Raw genomic sequence first — 16,788 nt, 5'->3', positions numbered from 1 at the left:
CGTTCCCTCGGTCGAGTGCTCATTTCCCGACAGGGCTCAGGACGGCTTGCGGCAGACGAAGACGGCGGTGCCGGGGATGATCCGTCCGCGCAGGGGCGACCAGCCACCCCACGGCTCGTCGTGCCCCACCGGCCACTCCGGCTCGACGAGGTCGACGAGCACCAGCCCGGCCGCCGTGACCTCACGGACCCGGTCGCCGAGAGTCCGGTGGTGCTCGACGTAGGTGGCGCGTCCCTGTGCGTCCTGCTCGACGTACGGCTCGCGGTCGAAGTAGGAGTGCCGGGCGGTGAGTCCGCCCTGGCCGGGGTCGTCGGGAAAGGCCCACCGCACGGGGTGGGTCGTCGAGAAGACGAAACGGCCGCCGGGGCGCAGCACGCGCGCCGCCTCCGCCATCACCGCGTCGGAGTCCGCGACGAACGGCACCACGCCGTATGCCGTGAAGACCGCGTCGAAGGACGCGTCGGCGAAGGGGAGCGAGCGCCCGTCGCACTGCGCGAACGGCACCCGCGCCGAGTCGTCGACGGCGTCGTTGACGGCCACCCCGGTGGCCACCATGCCGGCGGACAGGTCGGTGGCCACGACGGTGGCACCGTGGGCCGCCAGCCAGCGCGAGCACTGCCCCGAGCCGGCACCGATCTCGAGGACGAGCTGGCCAGCAGGGTCCCCCAGCAGGTGGGCGTCCTCCTCGCGCAGACGCTCGGGCCCCCACACGAAGTCGGTGTCGCCGAGGAAGGCGCCGTGCTCCACGTAGTAGGCGGTCGCCTCGCCGTCCCACCACGTGCGGTTGGCCGTGGCCGTCTCGGCGGGCTCGACGGGACGGCGGGTGGCCTCGGTGGGCGAGCTCACGGCATACATCGTCTCTTTTGACCGGGTGCTGACAGCGCGGATAGGATTGCCGGGCACATCCGTGTGCACATGCTCAATGTTGCACCCGTCCACAGGCATCGGGTCGGCGAGCCGTCAGGCACGTCGCCGCGAGGTCCCCAATCTAACTGTCCACAATCGGAGTTCCTACTACATGACTGCCAACACGGTCGAGAAGACCGCGCCTGAGATCGCCATCAACGACATCGGCTCTCAGGAAGACATCCTTGCGGCGATCGACGCCACCATCAAGGACTTCAACGACGGCGACATCGTCGAGGGTCGCATCGTCAAGGTCGACCGGGACGAGGTCCTGCTCGACATCGGCTACAAGACCGAGGGCGTCATCCCCTCGCGCGAGCTGTCCATCAAGCACGACGTCGACCCGGGCGAGATCGTCAAGGTCGGTGACGAGGTCGAGGCCCTCGTCCTCCAGAAGGAGGACAAGGAAGGCCGTCTGATCCTGTCCAAGAAGCGCGCGCAGTACGAGCGCGCCTGGGGCACGATCGAGAAGGTCAAGGAAGAGGACGGCGTCGTCACCGGCACCGTCATCGAGGTCGTCAAGGGTGGTCTCATCCTCGACATCGGCCTCCGCGGCTTCCTGCCTGCGTCGCTCGTCGAGATGCGTCGTGTCCGCGACCTCCAGCCGTACGTCGGCAAGGAGATCGAGGCCAAGATCATCGAGCTCGACAAGAACCGCAACAACGTGGTCCTGTCGCGCCGCGCGTGGCTCGAGCAGACGCAGTCCGAGGTGCGCACGACGTTCCTCAAGGAGCTCCAGAAGGGCCAGGTCCGTTCGGGCGTCGTGTCCTCCATCGTCAACTTCGGTGCGTTCGTGGACCTCGGCGGCGTCGACGGTCTCGTGCACGTCTCCGAGCTGTCGTGGAAGCACATCGACCACCCGTCCGAGGTCGTCGAGGTCGGCACCGAGGTCACCGTCGAGGTGCTCGACGTCGACATGGACCGCGAGCGTGTCTCCCTGTCGCTGAAGGCGACGCAGGAGGACCCGTGGCAGCACTTCGCGCGCACGCACGCCATCGGTCAGGTCGTCCCGGGCAAGGTCACCAAGCTCGTCCCGTTCGGTGCGTTCGTTCGCGTCGAGGACGGCATCGAGGGCCTCGTGCACATCTCCGAGCTGGCCGAGCGCCACGTGGAGCTGCCCGAGCAGGTCGTCAACGTCGGCGACGAGATCTTCGTCAAGGTCATCGACATCGACCTCGAGCGTCGTCGCATCTCGCTGTCGCTCAAGCAGGCCAACGACCAGGCCGTCGCGGCGTCGGAGTTCGACCCGACCCTCTACGGCATGGCTGCCGAGTACGACGAGCAGGGCAACTACAAGTACCCCGAGGGCTTCGACCCGGAGACGAACGAGTGGCTCGAGGGCTTCGACGCCCAGCGCGAGAAATGGGAGCGTCAGTACGCCGACGCCCACGCCCGCTGGGAGGCCCACAAGGCCCAGGTCGACGCCGCGACGAAGGCCGACGCCGAGGCTGCGGCCAACGCCGGCTCTGCGACGTCCTACTCGTCCGCGACCGGTGACGTTGCCGACGCCGGCGACGCCGACCGTGGCGAGCGCGCCCCGCGCAACGCTCCGGCCCCGGCCGAGGGCACCCTGGCTTCCGACGAGGCGCTTGCGGCGCTTCGCGAGAAGCTGACGGGCAACTGACGCCAGTCGTCGCCTGACACGAGAGCCCCGGACCACCACGGTCCGGGGCTCTCGTGCGTCCAGGCGGGCGTCCCCACGAGGATGGCGTGCTCGCCGACGGGGCGGTTCGGCTGCGCCGGCGCTGACGGACAGCGTGGCGCGATGGAGTGCAATGACTTCCAGCGCGCCGCCCTGCGCACCGCGCGAGACGCGTGCCGGTCCGCGAGCTTGTCGACGTTCTTCCGGGTGACCTCGTCGAGGGATAGGCCCAGGGGCGCAAAACCCTGACGGGGCCGAGGGCCCGGGAGGAGAATCGGGCTGTGAAGATCTGGCCCCTGTCCTGCCACATCATGGGGTGGCACCAGTTCCGGCGGAAGCCGGGTGACACGGAGATGCTGGTCTGTCAGCGGTGCGGCAAGCAGGAGCTGGCCTGGACGAAGCGGATGCGCGACAAGGCCGACAACCCCTGGTCATGACGGGACCCTGCTGACGGTCCCGCCGCTGCCTCAGCCGCCGAGCGGGAAGGACCGCATGAGCCGCCAGCCCGGAGTGGCGCTGGCCAGCGGTGGTCCGCTCCAGAGCTGCAGCCGGTCGACGACCTGCGACAGCGGGAGCTGTGACGCCAGCTCCTGCTCGATGGCGCGTAGTGCGGCGACGCCGCTGCCGTGACCGACCGTCAGGTGGGGGTGGAGATCGTCGAAAACGCCGCCGTAGATGGGGTAGTCGGGGAAGGCCCGTTCGACGCGACGGGTGAGGGCGACGATGGACCCCAGGTCATCGGGTTCGAGGAAGAGGACGTCGTCGCCGAACCACCCCGTCCTCGAGAACATGAGATCCAGCGCGGGCGTCGCGCGGCACAGCGCCGCGAGAGCCGACAGGTCGCCGTCCTCGACGAGCGCCCAGGGCTTGAAGGGGTAGGCCACCGTGACGTGGGCCGGGACGCCCATGCGGGCCGAGAGGTCGTGACGCTCCCGGTGCCGGGCCACCGCGGGCTCGGCCGCCGGGATGGCGAGCAGCAGCGCGGACTCGGCCGAAGTGTCGGAGGTCATGAGCTGACTACGAGCGCAGGGACAGGCCGGCCGCGTCGAGCGCCTCCTCGAGGATGCGCAGTGCTCGCGGGCCGAAGCCGTGCAGGGTGAGCAGTTCGCTCTCGTCGTGGTCGACGAGCTGGTCGAGTCGTGTCACGCCGATCGAGGACAGGGCGCGGGTGGCCGGTGCGCCGATCTTGGGCAGGCCGTCGTCAGGCATGTACCGATGGTACGAGGCTTCGCCCTGACCGTCCGGACACCTGGCGTCCGACTGCGCGAAGCGACGATGTGGGTTTCCGTGCCACCCGCCGCGGGCGCGGTGTCTCAAGATGCAAGAAGGACCACAACCTATTTCCGACTGATTTGCTAGGAATTAGATCCGGGAAGGGCGCGGCGATGGAGACGAAAAGCCATGCGCCACAGTCGGACTCGCACTCGACGGCTCGAGATCGGCATTGCTCCAATCGATACGAAACGGCCGCTTGGCCCGATTGACGGCCTCGGGGAGGGTTCGTAGTGTCATCGACAGGTCAAGAGTTCCAGCGCAAAGCCCCGGCTCGCTGGACAGCAACCCTCCTCCGCGGCGGGGTGCTCCGGGTGAGGACCAGGCCATCGCCAAGTGGCGACGGCAAGCGCGGACTCGAGGTGATCGGGTTCAGGACCCGAGGAGCCGTCATGGCGCGCACCACGAGCACCCGACTGGTGCTGCGTCGTCACGTCGACCTGCTCCGTGTGTCCAGCGCGCTCTGTCGTCGCTGACGACGGACCGACGCGGCCGCCGAGCACCTCGGCCGGCCTCCCCGGTGCCCGGCCACGCGCGGTGACCCCGCCCAGCCGCTGCGCCGCAACCGAATGACCCTGCCCGCCCGCTCGCCCGAGCGGCCGACGGGCCCTCCGACGCACCTTCAGGAGACCAACCGTGTCCACCACCTCGGCCGTGCGCCCACTCGCCACGGACCCGCCGCCCACGGCAGCCCCACCGGCACCACTCCGCCCCGCCACCGCCCCTGCCCTGACCGTCGTGCCGCGTCGCAACCCCTGGACGTGGGTCGGCGTCGCGGCCGTCGCCGTGCTCGTCGCGATGTTCGTCAACGGCTTGGCCACCAACCCCGGTTGGGACTGGCCCACCTTCGCCCGCTACTTCGCGACCGAGACCGTCATCAAGGCGCTGGGCACGACGATCCAGCTCACGGTCCTCGGAACCGTCGCCGGCTTCGTCCTCGGCGTCGCGCTGGCCGCGATGCGCTTGTCTCCCAATGCTTTTCTACGATCGGTCGCTTGGGCCTACATCTGGGCGTTCCGGTCCATCCCGTTGATCGTCCAGCTGCTCTTCTGGTTCAACATCGCCTACCTCTACCAGACCGTCTCGTTCGGCCTGCCGTTCGGGCCGTCGTTCGGCAGCGTCGCGACGAACGACCTCTTCGGGGTGCTCGGTGCCGCAGTGCTCGGCCTCGCCCTGCACCAGGCGGCGTACGCTGCGGAGATCATCCGGGGTGGCATCCTCTCGGTCGACGAGGGCCAGCGCGAGGCCGCCTCGGCCCTCGGCATCCCGCGCCGCCGACAGTTTCTCCGCATCGTGCTGCCCCAGGCGATGCGCTCGATCCTGCCGAACGCCGCCAACGAGGTCATCAGCCTCTTCAAGGGCACCTCGATCGTGTCGGTGCTCGCGATCCCCGAGCTCTTCTACCAGGTGCAGGTGATCTACGGCCGCAACTCGAGGGTCGTGCCGCTGCTGCTCGTCGCGACGGTCTGGTACATCATCCTCACCACGCTGCTGTCGATCGGCCAGTACTACGTCGAGCGCCACTTCGCCCGCGGAAGCTCACGCACGCTGCCGCCGACGCCGTTGCGGCGTTTGCGTTCCCGCTGGGCCGCCTTCGCGACCTCGACCTCGCGCACCGACGGCTCGACCGTCGAGGGGGTGGCCCGATGACCGCCGTCGTCGACCTCCGCGGCGTCACGAAGTCGTTCGGCCCGAACCGTGTGCTCGACGACGTCGACCTCGAGCTCGCCGAAGGCACGGTCACCGTCATCCTCGGCCCGTCCGGCTCCGGCAAGTCGACCCTCCTGCGCACCATCAACCACCTCGAGAAGGTGGACCGCGGGCAGGTGCGGGTGGGCGGCGCCCTCATCGGCTACCGCCAGGTGGGAGAGCGCCTCCACGAGCTGCCCGAGCGTGAGGTGCTGCGCCAGCGCAGCCGCATCGGCTTCGTGTTCCAGAACTTCAACCTCTTCCCGCACCTGACCGTGCTGGACAACGTCGTGGAGGCGCCGGTCTCGGCGCAGCGTCGCCGTCGCGACGAGGTGGAGTCCGAGGCGCGCGCCCTGCTCGACCGGGTCGGATTGGGAGACAGGGCCGCCGCCTACCCCCGGCAGCTGTCGGGAGGCCAGCAGCAGCGCGTGGCGATCGCGCGCGCCCTGGCCCTGCAGCCCGACGTCATCCTCTTCGACGAGCCGACCTCGGCGCTCGACCCCGAGCTCGTGGGGGAGGTGCTCGCCGTCATCAAGGAGCTCGCCCGTGACGGCGCCACCCTCGTCGTCGTGACCCACGAGATCGGCTTCGCCCGCGAGGTCGCCGACACGGTCGTCTTCCTCGACGAGGGACGCGTCGTCGAGCAGGGGCCCCCGAGCCAGGTCATCGACCAGCCGCGCCACGAGCGCACCCGCGCCTTCATCGACCGCGTCCTCTGACACCCGCGCCACCCACACCCACCCCTCCGGCCGCCTCGCGGCCACCCAGCTGACTCGCACCCGACACGGGTGCCGAGAGGAGACCTCATGTCCGCACGCCCGCACACCGTCCGCCGTCCGACCACGTATGCCGTCACCGCCCTCGCGCTCACCGGTGTCGTCGCGCTCGCCGCCTGCTCCGGCGCCGCCGAGGCGAGCTCGTCCGGCGCCGGAGCCGGCGCCGCTGCCCTCAGCCCGTCCGCAGCGGCGGCCGGAGTCAACACCTCACCCGAGCAGAACCGGGTCACCGCCACCAAGGACGAGAAGGCGGCAGCACTGCTGCCCAAGGCGATCCGCGACCGCGGCACCATCACAGCCGCGAATGCCGGAGCCGGTGGCGGCACGCCACCGCTCGTCTTCACGGCCGACGACGACAAGACGGTCATCGGCGTCGAGGTGGACCTCGCCCACCTCTTCGCCGACAAGCTCGGCCTCGCGGTCGAGACGCCGGCAACGAGCTGGGAGAACGTCTTCCTCGGCATCGACTCCGGCCGCTACGACGTCGCCCTGACCAACGTCACGGTCACCGAGGAGCGCAAGGAGAAGTACGACTTCGCCACCTACCGCAAGGACGACCTCGCCTTCGAGGCGCCCAAGGGCGGCCCGTGGAGGGTCAACAGCGGCAAGGACATCGCCGGCAAGACCATCGCCGTCGGCTCAGGCACGAACCAGGAGAAGATCCTGCTCGACTGGAACGAGGCCAACGTCAGGGCCGGCCTCCCGGCCGCCACCGTCAAGTACTTCCAGTCCCAGACCGACTACTACCTCGCACTCTCGTCGCACCGCATCGACGCGTACTTCGGCCCCAACCCGAGCGTTGCCTACCACGTGGCCACCGGCGGGCAGACGGAGGCCATCGGCCACTTCTCAGGCGCCGGCGACAAGCTCCAGGGCCTCATCGCCGTGCTGACCAAGAAGGGGTCCGGACTCGCCGAGCCCTACGCAGCGGCCATCAACTCGGCGATCGCCGACGGCAGCTACGCCCAGGTCCTCAAGCGCTGGAACCTCAGCACGGAAGGTCTCGAGAAGTCCGAGGTCAACCCGCCCGGCCTGCCCAAGACCAGCTGACCGCCGACCCGGACCACTCGAACGCATTCCAGGAGAGAACACCCATGAGTAGCAGGCGGATCCACGTGACAACACGACGCAGGGCACTCCTCGCGGCGGCCGCGTTCCTCACCACCGCGACGACGCTCGGCGCCTGCGCCGACCCGGCGCCGACCGGAACCGCGGAGGTCGACCCGAAGGATCTCGGCGGGTCCAAGGTCCTTCCCGTGTCCTTCGACACCTCCGCCGACCAGAAGCGCCCGACGGGCAAGCTCCACCCCGAGATCGCCGCCGAGCTGCCGGCGGTCGTGAAGGCCCGCGGCACTCTCGTCATCGGCAGCGGCGGCGCAGGCGGCGGCATACCCCCACTCGCCTTCACGGCCGACGACAACCGCACGCCGATCGGTGTGGAGGTCGACGTCGCCCACGTCGTCGCCGACATCCTCGGTCTGGAGCCCGAGGTGCAGACCACGAGCTGGGAGAACCTCTTCATCGGGGTCGACTCCGGCAAGTACCAGGTCGCGATCTCGAACGTCGGCGTCTCGGAGGAGCGCAAGGAGAGGTACGACTTCGCCACCTACCGTCTCGGGCTGCACGCCTTCGAGGCAAAGAAGGGCTCGGGCCTCATCGTCAAGGGACCGGCCGACATCTCGGGCAAGAAGGTGGCCGTCGGCTCGGGCACCCTCCAGGAGGCCATCCTGCTGCGCTGGAACGAGGAGAACGCCAGGGCCGGCCGCACCCCCGCCGAGCTCGTCTACTACCAGGGCACGACCGAGTACTACCTCGCCCTCGACTCCGGCCGCATCGACCTGTACCTGGGCCCCAACCCGACGGCGACCTACCACGTCGTCACGGCGGGCAAGACGCAGATCGTCGGCACGGTGTCGTCGAGCTACCCCATCCCGGGCAAGGTCGGTGTGCTGACGAAGAAGGGCAACGGGCTCGCCAAGCCGATCTCCGACGCCATCAACGCGGCCATCGCCGACGGGAGCTACGCGAAGGTGCTCGAGCGCTGGGGACTGACCGCCGAGGCGGTCCCGGCGTCCGAGGTCAACCCTGCCGGACTGCCCAAGCCGACCGGGACGAAGTGAGGCACTGACATGGCCAGCATCGTCACCCTCGCATCCAGCCCGTCTGCCGCGTCGCGCACCGACGCTGTCCTCGGTCACGTCGAGCGCCGGCTGCGCGCCCGCGGGCACGACGTCGAGCGAGTCACCGTGCGAGACCTGCCCGCCGAGGCACTCCTCCGTGCCGACGCCTCCGACCCACGGATCGCGGCGGTCGTCGCCTCGATCGCCGCCGCTGACGGCGTCGTCGTCACGACGCCCGTCTACAAGGCCGCCTACACGGGGCTGCTCAAGGCCCTGCTCGACCTGCTGCCGCAGTACGCCCTGCGTGGGAAGGCGGTGCTGCCGGTCGCCACGGGCGGCAGCCCGGCACACGTCCTTGCCGTCGACTACGCGCTCCGTCCGGTCCTCGTGTCCCTGGGTGCCGAGCACGTCACGCAGGGGTGGTTCGTCCTCGCGTCGGAGGTCACCGTCTTCGCCGAGGACGCGGGCGTGCTCCTGGCCGAGTCGGCCGCCCGCAACCTCCACCTCGTCACCGAGTCGTTCCTCACCCACCTCGCGCGGCACCGCAGCGCGCTCGTCACCGATACCGACGACGACGTCGTCCTGCGTGTCTCGCCGGGCGACGACGCAGCAGCACCGCTGCTCGAGGACCTCGTCGTCGAGTACGGCACCCGGTACGGGCTCTCGACCCCGAACACGAAGCTCACCGAGGTGCCCGTCACCGACTTCGAGGCGCCCGACGGAGCCTTCCTCGTCATCATCCGGGCGGGTCAGACCATCGCCGGTGGGGCGATCCGCCGTTACGACGACGAGACCGCCGAGGTGAAGCGGGTCTGGACGAACGCGCAGTTCCGCCGCCAGGGCCTGGCCCGACGCGTCCTGTTCGAGCTCGAGCGCGCTGCAGCAGGTCTGGGGTACAAGCGGATCCACCTGACCACCGGGCCGCGACAGCCGGAGGCGCGGGCGCTCTACCTCGCCGCCGGCTACCTGCCGGCGTTCGACCTGCACGCCGACCCCGAGTCGATCGGTCCGCACGCCTTCGACAAGGAGCTGCCGGCGGGTACTCGTCACGTGGCCGTCTCGGCGGAGCCCTACCGAACCTGGGGTGCGGCGTGAGCCTGCGACGGATCGTCGTCGTCGGCGCCGGACCGCGGGCACTGGGGCTCGTCGAACGCCTGGGCGCGAACGCGACCGGGCTCGTCGCGCCGGGGGAGCAGGTGGAGGTCCACGTCGTCGACCCGCACCCGCCCGGCGGCGGCCGCATCTGGCGCACGGCGCAGTCGAGCCTGCTCTGGATGAACTCGGAGGCCCAGGACATCACCGTCTTCACCGACGCCTCCGTGACGTGTGAGGGCCCGGCTGTCGACGGCCCCTCGCTGGCCCAGTGGGCCGCGGGTGAGGACGCCAGCCCGGCGGCGGCGGGCCTCGGCCCGCGGTCCTTCGCGCCCCGGGTGGTGCACGCCGACTACCTGGCCTGGGCGTGGCGGCGTGCGGTGGCCGCACTCCCGCGCACCGTCACGGTGCGGGTGCACGCCGACCTCGCGGTGTCCGTGGAGGACGTGCGGGAGACCCAGCGGGTGACGCTGGCGTCCGGCCCGACGCTCGTGGCCGACGTCGTGGTCCTCGCCCAGGGCTACCTCGAGCAGGCACCTGCCCCCGACGAGCAGCGGCTGCTCGACGAGGCGACCGGGCACGGGCTGACCTACGTGCCTCCCGGCCACACGGCAGACCTCGATCTCGGCGATCTGCGCCCGGGCGAGCCCGTCGTCGTGCGCGGCATGGGGCTCGCCTTCGTCGACCTCTTCGTGCTCCTCGCCGAAGGTCGCGAGGGTCGGTTCACCGACGAGGGCGACCACCTCACCTACCACCCGAGCGGACGGGAGCCGTTGCTCCACGTCGGGTCCCGGCGGGGTGTGCCCTACCACGCGAAGCTCGGCTACGAGATCCGCTCCACGACCGACGGACCGGCGCCGCTCCGACACCTGACCCGTGAGCGGCTGACCGCGGTTGGCGACGGCTCGAGCACGCTCGACTACAGAACGCAGGTGTGGCCGCTCGTCGTGCTCGAGCTCGCAGTCGCCCACTACCGCAGGCTGTTCGAGGCACACCCGGAGCGCACGCGTGGCACCTTCGAGTCCCTCGAGCGCGCCCTCGTCGATGCCGAGTTCACCGCCGGCGGCCTGACCGGGGCGGCGCGGGCCCACCTGGCCGACCCCGAGGACCTCTTCGACATCGACGCGATCGACCGTCCGCTGTCGGCCGTCGTGGACGACGACACCTCGGACGCCGACGTCCAGCGACTGGTGGTCGACCACGTCACCGCAGACCTGCGCCGCCGGGCAGACCCGCGCCGCTCGGGCGACCGGGCCGTTTTCGACTCGCTCCTCGGCGTGTATGCCGCCCTGGCCGAGCTCGTCGTGGGCGGGCGACTCCGCGACGAGGACCGGGTGCGCCACGTCGAGGGCCGGTTCCACGGCCTGTTCTCGTTCCTGGCGAGCGGACCCCCGCCGCGGCGTCTCGCCGAGCTGCTCGCCCTGCACCGCGCAGGCGTCGTCCACTTCCTCGGCCCCGACCTCGAGCTCGCCGTCGAGGACGGTGCGTTCGTGGGCCGGTCAGGTCGCCGCGAGGTGCGCGCCCGGGCGGCCGTCGACGCCCGGCTGCCCCGGCCCGACAGCTCGCTCGTCACCGACGCGCTGGTGGCCGGGCTGCTCGCCACCGGTCAGCTGCGGTCACGCCCCGTGACGGCCGCCGACGGCACCGGACTCGGTGCCGGCCAGCTCGTCGCCGACCCGCGGGCCAGGGCCGTCCGCGCCGACGGGTCGGTGCACCCCCGGAGGTTCCTCCTCGGACCGGCGGTCTCGGGGTCGGCCGGAGCCGGGGGCTTCTCCCGGCCGGGCTTCAACGGCGCCGGGTTCCGGCAGAACGACGCCGTAGCCCGTGAGCTGCTCACGACCCCGGTCACGCAACGCCTCGACAGCACCATCCCGATCTCATCCAGGCCCTCCCACCCGAGCCACCGAGCCACCGAAGACACCGAAACGAGAGAGAAGGACCACCGACATGCCAGTTGAGTTCCTGGGCATCGCCGCCAACCACGACGGCACCGAGACCACCGCCCGCAGCGGCGGGGCGCTCGACCTCGCCTACGCCACCAAACTCGCCCGCGCCCACGAGGACAACGGCTGGGACCGCATCCTCTTCGCCTACCACTCCGGCTCACCCGACCCGGCGCAGGTCGCCGCGCATGTCGCGGCGAACACCGAGCGGCTGAACCTCGTCGTGGCCCACCGTCCCAACACCGCCTACCCCACCCTCACGGCCAAGACCTTCGCCACGCTCGACCACATCAGTGCAGGGCGCTTCGAGGTGCACGTCATCACCGGCGGCAGCACGGCCGACCAGGCAGCCGAGGGCGACCACCTCGACAAGGACGCCCGTTACGCCCGCACCCGCGAGTTCATCCAGATCCTCAAGCAGGCGTGGACGAGCGACGAGCCCTTCGACTTCGAGGGCGAGCACTACCTTTTCGAGAACTTCCTCGCCGACATCAAGCCGCTCCAGACCCCGCGCCCGAGGATCTCGTTCGGCGGGTCGAGCCCGGCGGCATACGAGGTCGGGGCCCGTGAGGCGGACGTCTTCGCCCTGTGGGGCGAGCCCCTCGCCGGCACGACCGAGCAGATCTCGACCATCCGTGCGGCCGCCGCGGCCGTCGACAAGCCGCTCCCGACGATCCAGGTCGCGTTCCGGCCCATCATCGGGGCGACGGACGACCTCGCATGGCGGAAGGCCGAGCGCACCCTCGGGGCCATCCGGGCGCAACAGGCCGGTGGGGCCGTCGCGACGCGAGGACGACTGCGCCGCAACGGGACCCAGCCGGAGAACGCGGGCTCTCAGCGCCTCCTCGCCGCCGCGGAGAGTGGCGAGCACCATGACCGTGCCCTGTGGACCGCCACGTCTGCCGCGACGGGCGGGGGCGGGAACTCGACGGCTCTGGTCGGGACCCCCGAGACCATCGCCGCCGCGCTGCTCGACTACTACGACCTCGGCGTGCGTATCTTCTCGGCTCGCGGATACCACCTCTATGACGATGCCGTCGACTTCGGCCGTCACGTCATCCCGCTCGTGCGTGCCGAGGTCGCCCGGCGCGAGGCGGCCGAGCGCAGCACGGGCCGCGAGGCCGTCGCATGAGCGCCCGTCGGGCTTGGACGCAGTGGCGCGCGACGCGCGAGGCGGAGCTCGCGGAGGAGCACGGCTGGCTCTCGCTCACCGGGTTCGCCTGGCTGTCGGCCGAGCCGCACGTCGTGCCGGGTCTGCCCGGTCTCTGGTGGGCCGACGACGAGGGCGCCCACGTCAGCGCCGGGCCGGACGAAGGGCTGACGACCGACGTGGGCCCGGTCACCGGCACGGCCGGCGCCGACGTCGCCGAGAGCGGGTCGCTGCACTGGGTGCGGCACGACGGGCGAGTGGTCGAGCTGCTCCGCCGGGGAGGGCGGCTCGCCCTGCGCACCCGGGACCCGCAGGCCCCGGCCAGGCTGGCGTTCACGGGCGTTCCGACGTGGGACCACGACACCGAGTGGGTCCGACCGGCGACCTTCACCCCGGCCGGCGAGGCGGCAACCGTGCAGGTCGGCACGGCGCGCGGCGACCTCGTCCAGCAGGCCCGGGTCGTGGGCACCGTCGACGTCGACATCGCCGGCGTACGCCACCGGCTCAGTGCCGTCCCCGCCGGCGATGGGCTGGCCCTGCACTTCCACGACCTCACCAACGGTGTCACGTCGGCGGGGTGGCGCAGCGTCGTGACCGAGGCTCCCGACCCCGAGGGCAACCTCGTCGTCGACTTCAACCGGGCCGTCAACCTGCCGTTCGCGTTCAGCGACCACGGGACGTGTCCGGCACCGGTCAGCGGCAACCGCATCGCCGTCGCCGTCACGGCGGGGGAGCAGCGTCCGAAGCACCAGCCCGGGCGAGCGGACGCACCATCCTGCGCGCCCGAGCATCCCTCTCCCCAGGAGTTCAGCTCCGCGTCGAAAGCCTGACGCACCAAAGCCGCTATCGGTGCATCTGCCCGGTTAGGTTGTCCGGGTGCAGTCATCGGTGACCGATTCGCGGCGTGACACCTCCGTGGTCGCCGGACCCCCCGAGCAGGTGGGTCCGGCACCCCGACGATCGAGCGGGCGGGCTTGGGAGTGGACCCTCGCGGCCCTGCTGCTGCTGCCCAACCTCGTGCTGCTCGTGGTCTTCACCTACCGCCCGCTCCTCGACAACATCCGGCTGTCGTTCACCGACTGGAACATCAGCTCTCCGGTCGCCAATCCCGTCGGGTTCGCCAACTACGTCGAGTGGTTCGGTCGCGACGACACTCGCGTGGTCGTGCGCAACACGCTCGTCTTCACCGTCGCCACAGTCGGCGTCTCAATGGCGCTCGGCCTCGGGCTGGCGCTCCTGCTCGACCAGAAGCTGAAGGGCCGCAACCTCGTCCGCTCGGTCGTCTTCGCCCCGTTCGTCATCTCCGGCGCGGCTGTCGGCATCGCCTTCCAGTTCGTCTTCGACCCGCAGTTCGGCCTCGTGCGAGACCTGCTCGCGCGCGTCGGGGCCTCCTCACCTGACTTCTACCAGCAGCCGGGGTGGGCGCTCTTCATGGTGACGGTCACCTACATCTGGAAGAACCTCGGCTACACCTTCGTCATCTACCTCGCCGCCCTGCAGGGGCGCCGGGCCGACCTCGACGAGGCGGCCGAGATCGACGGGGCAACGGCGTGGACGCGGTTCCGCCGGGTTCTGATGCCGCAGCTGCGCCCCACGACGTTCTTCCTGTCGATCACGGTGCTGCTCAGCTCGGTCCAGGTCTTCGACATCATCAACGTCATGACCCGCGGCGGCCCGCAGGGCAACGGCACCGCCACGCTGGTCTACCAGGTGTACCAGGAGACCTTCGTCAACCAGCGCGCCGGCTACGGTGCCACCGTCGCGACCATCATGTTCGTCATCCTGCTCGCCGTGACGGTGGTCCAGGTGCGCTTCATGGACCGGGGGCAGAAGTCATGAGCACGTCCACCGTCATGGGCACCCTGGACGACGAGTCGGTCCCGCCGGAGCGCAGCCGACGCCAGCGGCGCCGTGCGGCCCACGGCACCGAGGCCTCGACGCACCACCGTGGGCCGGTCTGGACGGCGCTCGGCTACGTCGGCATGGTGCTCGTCGTCCTGCTCGTCGCCGTCCCGCTCTTCTGGATCCTCATCACGTCGTTCAAGGACCGCGGCGACATCTACGTCCGCCCGGCCCAGTGGTGGCCCGACCCGGTGACGACCGACAACTACCACGAGCTGACGACGCGCATCCCGTTCTTCGACTACGTGCGGAACTCGGCCATCATCACGTCGGCGACGGCAGTGGCGAAGATCGTGCTCGGGGTGCTCAGCGCGTACGCCTTGTCGCTGTTGCGTTTTCCCGGCCGGTCGGTCGTCTTCCTCGTCGTCATCGCGGCGCTCATGGTGCCCAACCAGATCACCGTGATCAGCAACTACGCCCTCGTCGCGCAGCTCGGCTGGCGCAACACCTTCCAGGGCATCATCATCCCGCTGGCCGGGGTCGCCTTCGGCACCTTCCTCATGCGCAACCAGTTCCTCAGCCTGCCCGGGGAGATCATAGAGGCGGCGCGGCTCGACGGAGCCGGACCCATGAAGCTGCTCTGGCGCGTCGTCATGCCGATGTCGTGGCCGACGCTCGTCGCGTTCTCGCTCATCACCGTGGTCAACGAGTGGAACGAGTACCTCTGGCCCTACCTGATGTCCGACGACGAGACGACCGCGACACTGCCCGTCGGCCTGACCTTCCTGCAGAACAACGACGGCGTCACGAACTGGGGTCCGGTCATGGCCGGCACGATCCTCGCGATGCTGCCGATCCTGGTGCTCTTCCTCTTCCTCCAGCGCCAGATGATCAAGGGCCTCACCGCCGGCGCCGTCAAGAGCTGACGCGTCCAGACCTCGGCCGCCGGGCACCGGCGCGCCGTCCTCCCACCGACCCGATCCACCACCTACAGGGAAAGGCACCACCCATGAACGAGTTCTCACGCCGAGGGTTCCTCGGTCTCGCGGGCGCGGCCGGCGTCGCCGGGCTCGCGGCCTGTGCCGGCACCGGCACCGCACCGTCGTCCGGCGGCAACGGCGGTGGCGCCTCGAGCAACACCATCGAGTTCTGGAGCAACCACCCGGGCAACAGCAAGCCGGTCGAGCAGCAGATCATCAAGGCCTTCGAGGCGGCCAATCCGAACCTCAAGGTCAAGCTCGTCGACGCGGGCAAGAACTACGAGGAGGTCGCGCAGAAGTTCAACGCCTCGCTCGCCGGCGGCCAGCTGCCCGACGTCGTCGTCGTTTCGGACGTCACGTGGTTCAACTTCGCCCTCAACAAGCAGCTCGCTCCGCTCGACGACCTGCTGTCGGCCGCGAAGATCGACACGAGCGACTACGTCGACGCCCTCTACAACGACTACAACCTCGACGACAAGCACTTCGCGCTGCCGTTCTCCCGCTCGACCCCGCTCTTCTACTACAACAAGGACCTCTGGAAGGCTGCCGGCCTCGAGGACCGCGGCCCGAAGGACTGGGACGAGTTCCTCACGTGGGCGCCGAAGCTCAAGGCGGCCGCCGGCTCCGACAAGATCGTCATGGAGCTGCCCGACGGGTCGAACTACCTCGACTGGGTCTTCCAGAACATGGTGTGGGGCTACGGCGGCGCCTACTCGAAGGACTGGACGCCGACCTTCTCCGACGCGGGCACGGTCAAGGCGGGCACCTACCTCCAGGGACTCGCGAAGAGCGGCTTCCTCAAGCTGTCCAAGGACCCCGCCCCGGACTTCACGGCCGGCATCGTCGGCTGCAGCATGATGTCGACCGGCTCGCTCGGCGGCGTCGCGAAGGACGCCAAGTTCGCCGTGGGCACGGCGTTCCTGCCCGGCGACGGCAACTGCCCGACGGGTGGCGCCGGTGTCGGCATCCCGGCCAGCATCAGCGACGACCGCAAGAAGAACGCGCTGAAGTTCATCGAGTTCCTCACCAACGCCCAGAACACCGTCACGTTCACGCAGGCGACCGGCTACATGCCCGTGCGCAAGTCGGCCGTCGACCTGCCGGAGGAGAAGGCGTTCCTCGAAAAGAACCCCAACGCCAAGACGGCGATCGAGCAGCTGCCCAAGACCCGCTCGCAGGACAACGCCCGAGTCCTCCTGCCCGGTGGGGGCGCCCGCATCGGCAAGGCACTCGACCAGGTCGTCCAGGGCCAGGACGTCGCCACCGTCTTCAAGGCGCTCGACGCCGAGAGCCAGCAGGTCTTCGACTCGCAGATCAAGGGCAAGCTCGGCGCCTGACGCCCCGCTCGGGTATGCCGCCGGGCCCCAAACGCACAT

General features: G+C 70.2%; 17 protein-coding genes and 1 riboswitch. Of the genes, 14 read left to right on the top strand and 3 right to left on the bottom strand.

Annotated elements, in window-relative coordinates; translation table 11 throughout:
- Nucleotides 1-36: 36 nt before the first annotated feature.
- Entirely contained in the window at nucleotides 37-855 is an 819-nt protein-coding gene (locus AB4091_RS13135) for a class I SAM-dependent methyltransferase (protein ID WP_442292187.1), read from the bottom strand.
- 163 nt (nucleotides 856-1,018) lie between these two features.
- Between AB4091_RS13135 and rpsA the strand changes: the two genes are divergently transcribed.
- A complete protein-coding gene (rpsA, locus tag AB4091_RS13130; RefSeq protein WP_442292186.1) occupies nucleotides 1,019-2,530 on the top strand; it encodes a 30S ribosomal protein S1 in 1,512 nt (503 codons plus the stop codon).
- 299 nt (nucleotides 2,531-2,829) lie between these two features.
- Nucleotides 2,830-2,985 (top strand): hypothetical protein, encoded by a 156-nt coding sequence (locus AB4091_RS13125; protein ID WP_442292185.1) that lies wholly within the window; start codon nucleotides 2,830-2,832, stop codon nucleotides 2,983-2,985.
- A 30-nt stretch (nucleotides 2,986-3,015) separates the two neighbouring features.
- Here the strand turns inward: AB4091_RS13125 and AB4091_RS13120 are convergent, their stop codons facing one another.
- Both AB4091_RS13120 and AB4091_RS13115 read right to left on the bottom strand, forming a co-directional pair.
- Complete coding sequence (locus AB4091_RS13120) at nucleotides 3,016-3,558, bottom strand: 2'-5' RNA ligase family protein (RefSeq protein WP_442292184.1); 543 nt, start codon at nucleotides 3,556-3,558, stop codon at nucleotides 3,016-3,018.
- Between the two features lie 7 nt (nucleotides 3,559-3,565).
- The gene (locus AB4091_RS13115) at nucleotides 3,566-3,757 is read right to left on the bottom strand and encodes a DNA-binding protein (RefSeq protein WP_442292183.1); all 192 of its coding nucleotides are present in this window, start codon (nucleotides 3,755-3,757) and stop codon (nucleotides 3,566-3,568) included.
- 308 nt (nucleotides 3,758-4,065) lie between these two features.
- Nucleotides 4,066-4,178: riboswitch (SAM riboswitch) on the top strand.
- Nucleotides 4,179-4,212: 34 nt separating this feature from the next.
- On the opposite strand from AB4091_RS13115, the gene AB4091_RS13110 reads away from it, so the two are divergent.
- The 12 genes from AB4091_RS13110 (at nucleotide 4,213) to AB4091_RS13055 (ending at nucleotide 16,749) form a co-directional block, all read left to right on the top strand.
- Entirely contained in the window at nucleotides 4,213-4,296 is an 84-nt protein-coding gene (locus AB4091_RS13110; RefSeq protein ID WP_442292306.1) for a putative leader peptide, read from the top strand.
- A gap of 160 nt (nucleotides 4,297-4,456) precedes the next feature.
- Complete coding sequence (locus AB4091_RS13105) at nucleotides 4,457-5,470, top strand: amino acid ABC transporter permease (protein WP_442292182.1); 1,014 nt, start codon at nucleotides 4,457-4,459, stop codon at nucleotides 5,468-5,470.
- A complete protein-coding gene (locus tag AB4091_RS13100) occupies nucleotides 5,467-6,228 on the top strand; it encodes an amino acid ABC transporter ATP-binding protein (RefSeq protein ID WP_442292181.1) in 762 nt (253 codons plus the stop codon). Before AB4091_RS13105 ends, AB4091_RS13100 begins: the two co-directional genes overlap by 4 nt.
- Before the next feature lie 87 nt (nucleotides 6,229-6,315).
- Nucleotides 6,316-7,335 (top strand): ABC transporter substrate-binding protein, encoded by a 1,020-nt coding sequence (locus tag AB4091_RS13095; protein ID WP_442292180.1) that lies wholly within the window; start codon nucleotides 6,316-6,318, stop codon nucleotides 7,333-7,335.
- A 44-nt stretch (nucleotides 7,336-7,379) separates the two neighbouring features.
- Nucleotides 7,380-8,405: an ABC transporter substrate-binding protein gene (locus AB4091_RS13090; protein WP_442292179.1), complete on the top strand. Its 1,026-nt coding sequence runs from the start codon at nucleotides 7,380-7,382 to the stop codon at nucleotides 8,403-8,405.
- A gap of 9 nt (nucleotides 8,406-8,414) precedes the next feature.
- Nucleotides 8,415-9,500 carry an NADPH-dependent FMN reductase gene (gene ssuE, locus AB4091_RS13085; RefSeq protein ID WP_442292178.1) on the top strand — a complete coding sequence of 362 codons (1,086 nt, stop codon included), beginning with the start codon at nucleotides 8,415-8,417 and terminating at the stop codon, nucleotides 9,498-9,500.
- Nucleotides 9,497-11,455: an FAD/NAD(P)-binding protein gene (locus AB4091_RS13080; protein WP_442292177.1), complete on the top strand. Its 1,959-nt coding sequence runs from the start codon at nucleotides 9,497-9,499 to the stop codon at nucleotides 11,453-11,455. The genes ssuE and AB4091_RS13080 overlap by 4 nt, the downstream gene beginning before the upstream one ends.
- Nucleotides 11,445-12,572: an LLM class flavin-dependent oxidoreductase gene (locus AB4091_RS13075; protein ID WP_442292176.1), complete on the top strand. Its 1,128-nt coding sequence runs from the start codon at nucleotides 11,445-11,447 to the stop codon at nucleotides 12,570-12,572. The genes AB4091_RS13080 and AB4091_RS13075 overlap by 11 nt, the downstream gene beginning before the upstream one ends.
- Nucleotides 12,569-13,420, top strand: a complete 852-nt coding sequence (locus tag AB4091_RS13070; RefSeq protein WP_442292175.1) for a DUF1684 domain-containing protein — start codon at nucleotides 12,569-12,571, stop codon at nucleotides 13,418-13,420. The genes AB4091_RS13075 and AB4091_RS13070 overlap by 4 nt, the downstream gene beginning before the upstream one ends.
- A gap of 58 nt (nucleotides 13,421-13,478) precedes the next feature.
- Nucleotides 13,479-14,429 carry a carbohydrate ABC transporter permease gene (locus AB4091_RS13065; protein WP_442292174.1) on the top strand — a complete coding sequence of 317 codons (951 nt, stop codon included), beginning with the start codon at nucleotides 13,479-13,481 and terminating at the stop codon, nucleotides 14,427-14,429.
- The gene (locus AB4091_RS13060) at nucleotides 14,426-15,358 is read left to right on the top strand and encodes a carbohydrate ABC transporter permease (RefSeq protein WP_442292173.1); all 933 of its coding nucleotides are present in this window, start codon (nucleotides 14,426-14,428) and stop codon (nucleotides 15,356-15,358) included. The genes AB4091_RS13065 and AB4091_RS13060 overlap by 4 nt, the downstream gene beginning before the upstream one ends.
- An 83-nt stretch (nucleotides 15,359-15,441) precedes the next feature.
- Nucleotides 15,442-16,749 carry an ABC transporter substrate-binding protein gene (locus tag AB4091_RS13055; RefSeq protein WP_442292172.1) on the top strand — a complete coding sequence of 436 codons (1,308 nt, stop codon included), beginning with the start codon at nucleotides 15,442-15,444 and terminating at the stop codon, nucleotides 16,747-16,749.
- Nucleotides 16,750-16,788: the final 39 nt, after the last annotated feature.

Source organism: Terrabacter sp. 2RAF25, from assembly GCF_052115265.1.
Lineage (GTDB): Bacteria > Actinomycetota > Actinomycetes > Actinomycetales > Dermatophilaceae > Terrabacter.
Note: the sequence above shows the minus strand (reverse complement) of the source record. Positions and strands in the feature narration are given on the sequence as shown.

Coding starts and splice junctions, on each gene's coding strand:
- AB4091_RS13090 (WP_442292179.1), top strand. CDS start 7,380: ATGAGTAGCAGGCGGATCCACGTGACAACACGACGCAGGGCACTCCTC.
- AB4091_RS13120 (WP_442292184.1), bottom strand. CDS start 3,558: ATGACCTCCGACACTTCGGCCGAGTCCGCGCTGCTGCTCGCCATCCCG.
- AB4091_RS13115 (WP_442292183.1), bottom strand. CDS start 3,757: ATGCCTGACGACGGCCTGCCCAAGATCGGCGCACCGGCCACCCGCGCC.
- rpsA (WP_442292186.1), top strand. CDS start 1,019: ATGACTGCCAACACGGTCGAGAAGACCGCGCCTGAGATCGCCATCAAC.
- AB4091_RS13070 (WP_442292175.1), top strand. CDS start 12,569: ATGAGCGCCCGTCGGGCTTGGACGCAGTGGCGCGCGACGCGCGAGGCG.
- ssuE (WP_442292178.1), top strand. CDS start 8,415: ATGGCCAGCATCGTCACCCTCGCATCCAGCCCGTCTGCCGCGTCGCGC.
- AB4091_RS13135 (WP_442292187.1), bottom strand. CDS start 855: ATGTATGCCGTGAGCTCGCCCACCGAGGCCACCCGCCGTCCCGTCGAG.
- AB4091_RS13075 (WP_442292176.1), top strand. CDS start 11,445: ATGCCAGTTGAGTTCCTGGGCATCGCCGCCAACCACGACGGCACCGAG.
- AB4091_RS13055 (WP_442292172.1), top strand. CDS start 15,442: ATGAACGAGTTCTCACGCCGAGGGTTCCTCGGTCTCGCGGGCGCGGCC.
- AB4091_RS13095 (WP_442292180.1), top strand. CDS start 6,316: ATGTCCGCACGCCCGCACACCGTCCGCCGTCCGACCACGTATGCCGTC.
- AB4091_RS13060 (WP_442292173.1), top strand. CDS start 14,426: ATGAGCACGTCCACCGTCATGGGCACCCTGGACGACGAGTCGGTCCCG.
- AB4091_RS13110 (WP_442292306.1), top strand. CDS start 4,213: ATGGCGCGCACCACGAGCACCCGACTGGTGCTGCGTCGTCACGTCGAC.
- AB4091_RS13100 (WP_442292181.1), top strand. CDS start 5,467: ATGACCGCCGTCGTCGACCTCCGCGGCGTCACGAAGTCGTTCGGCCCG.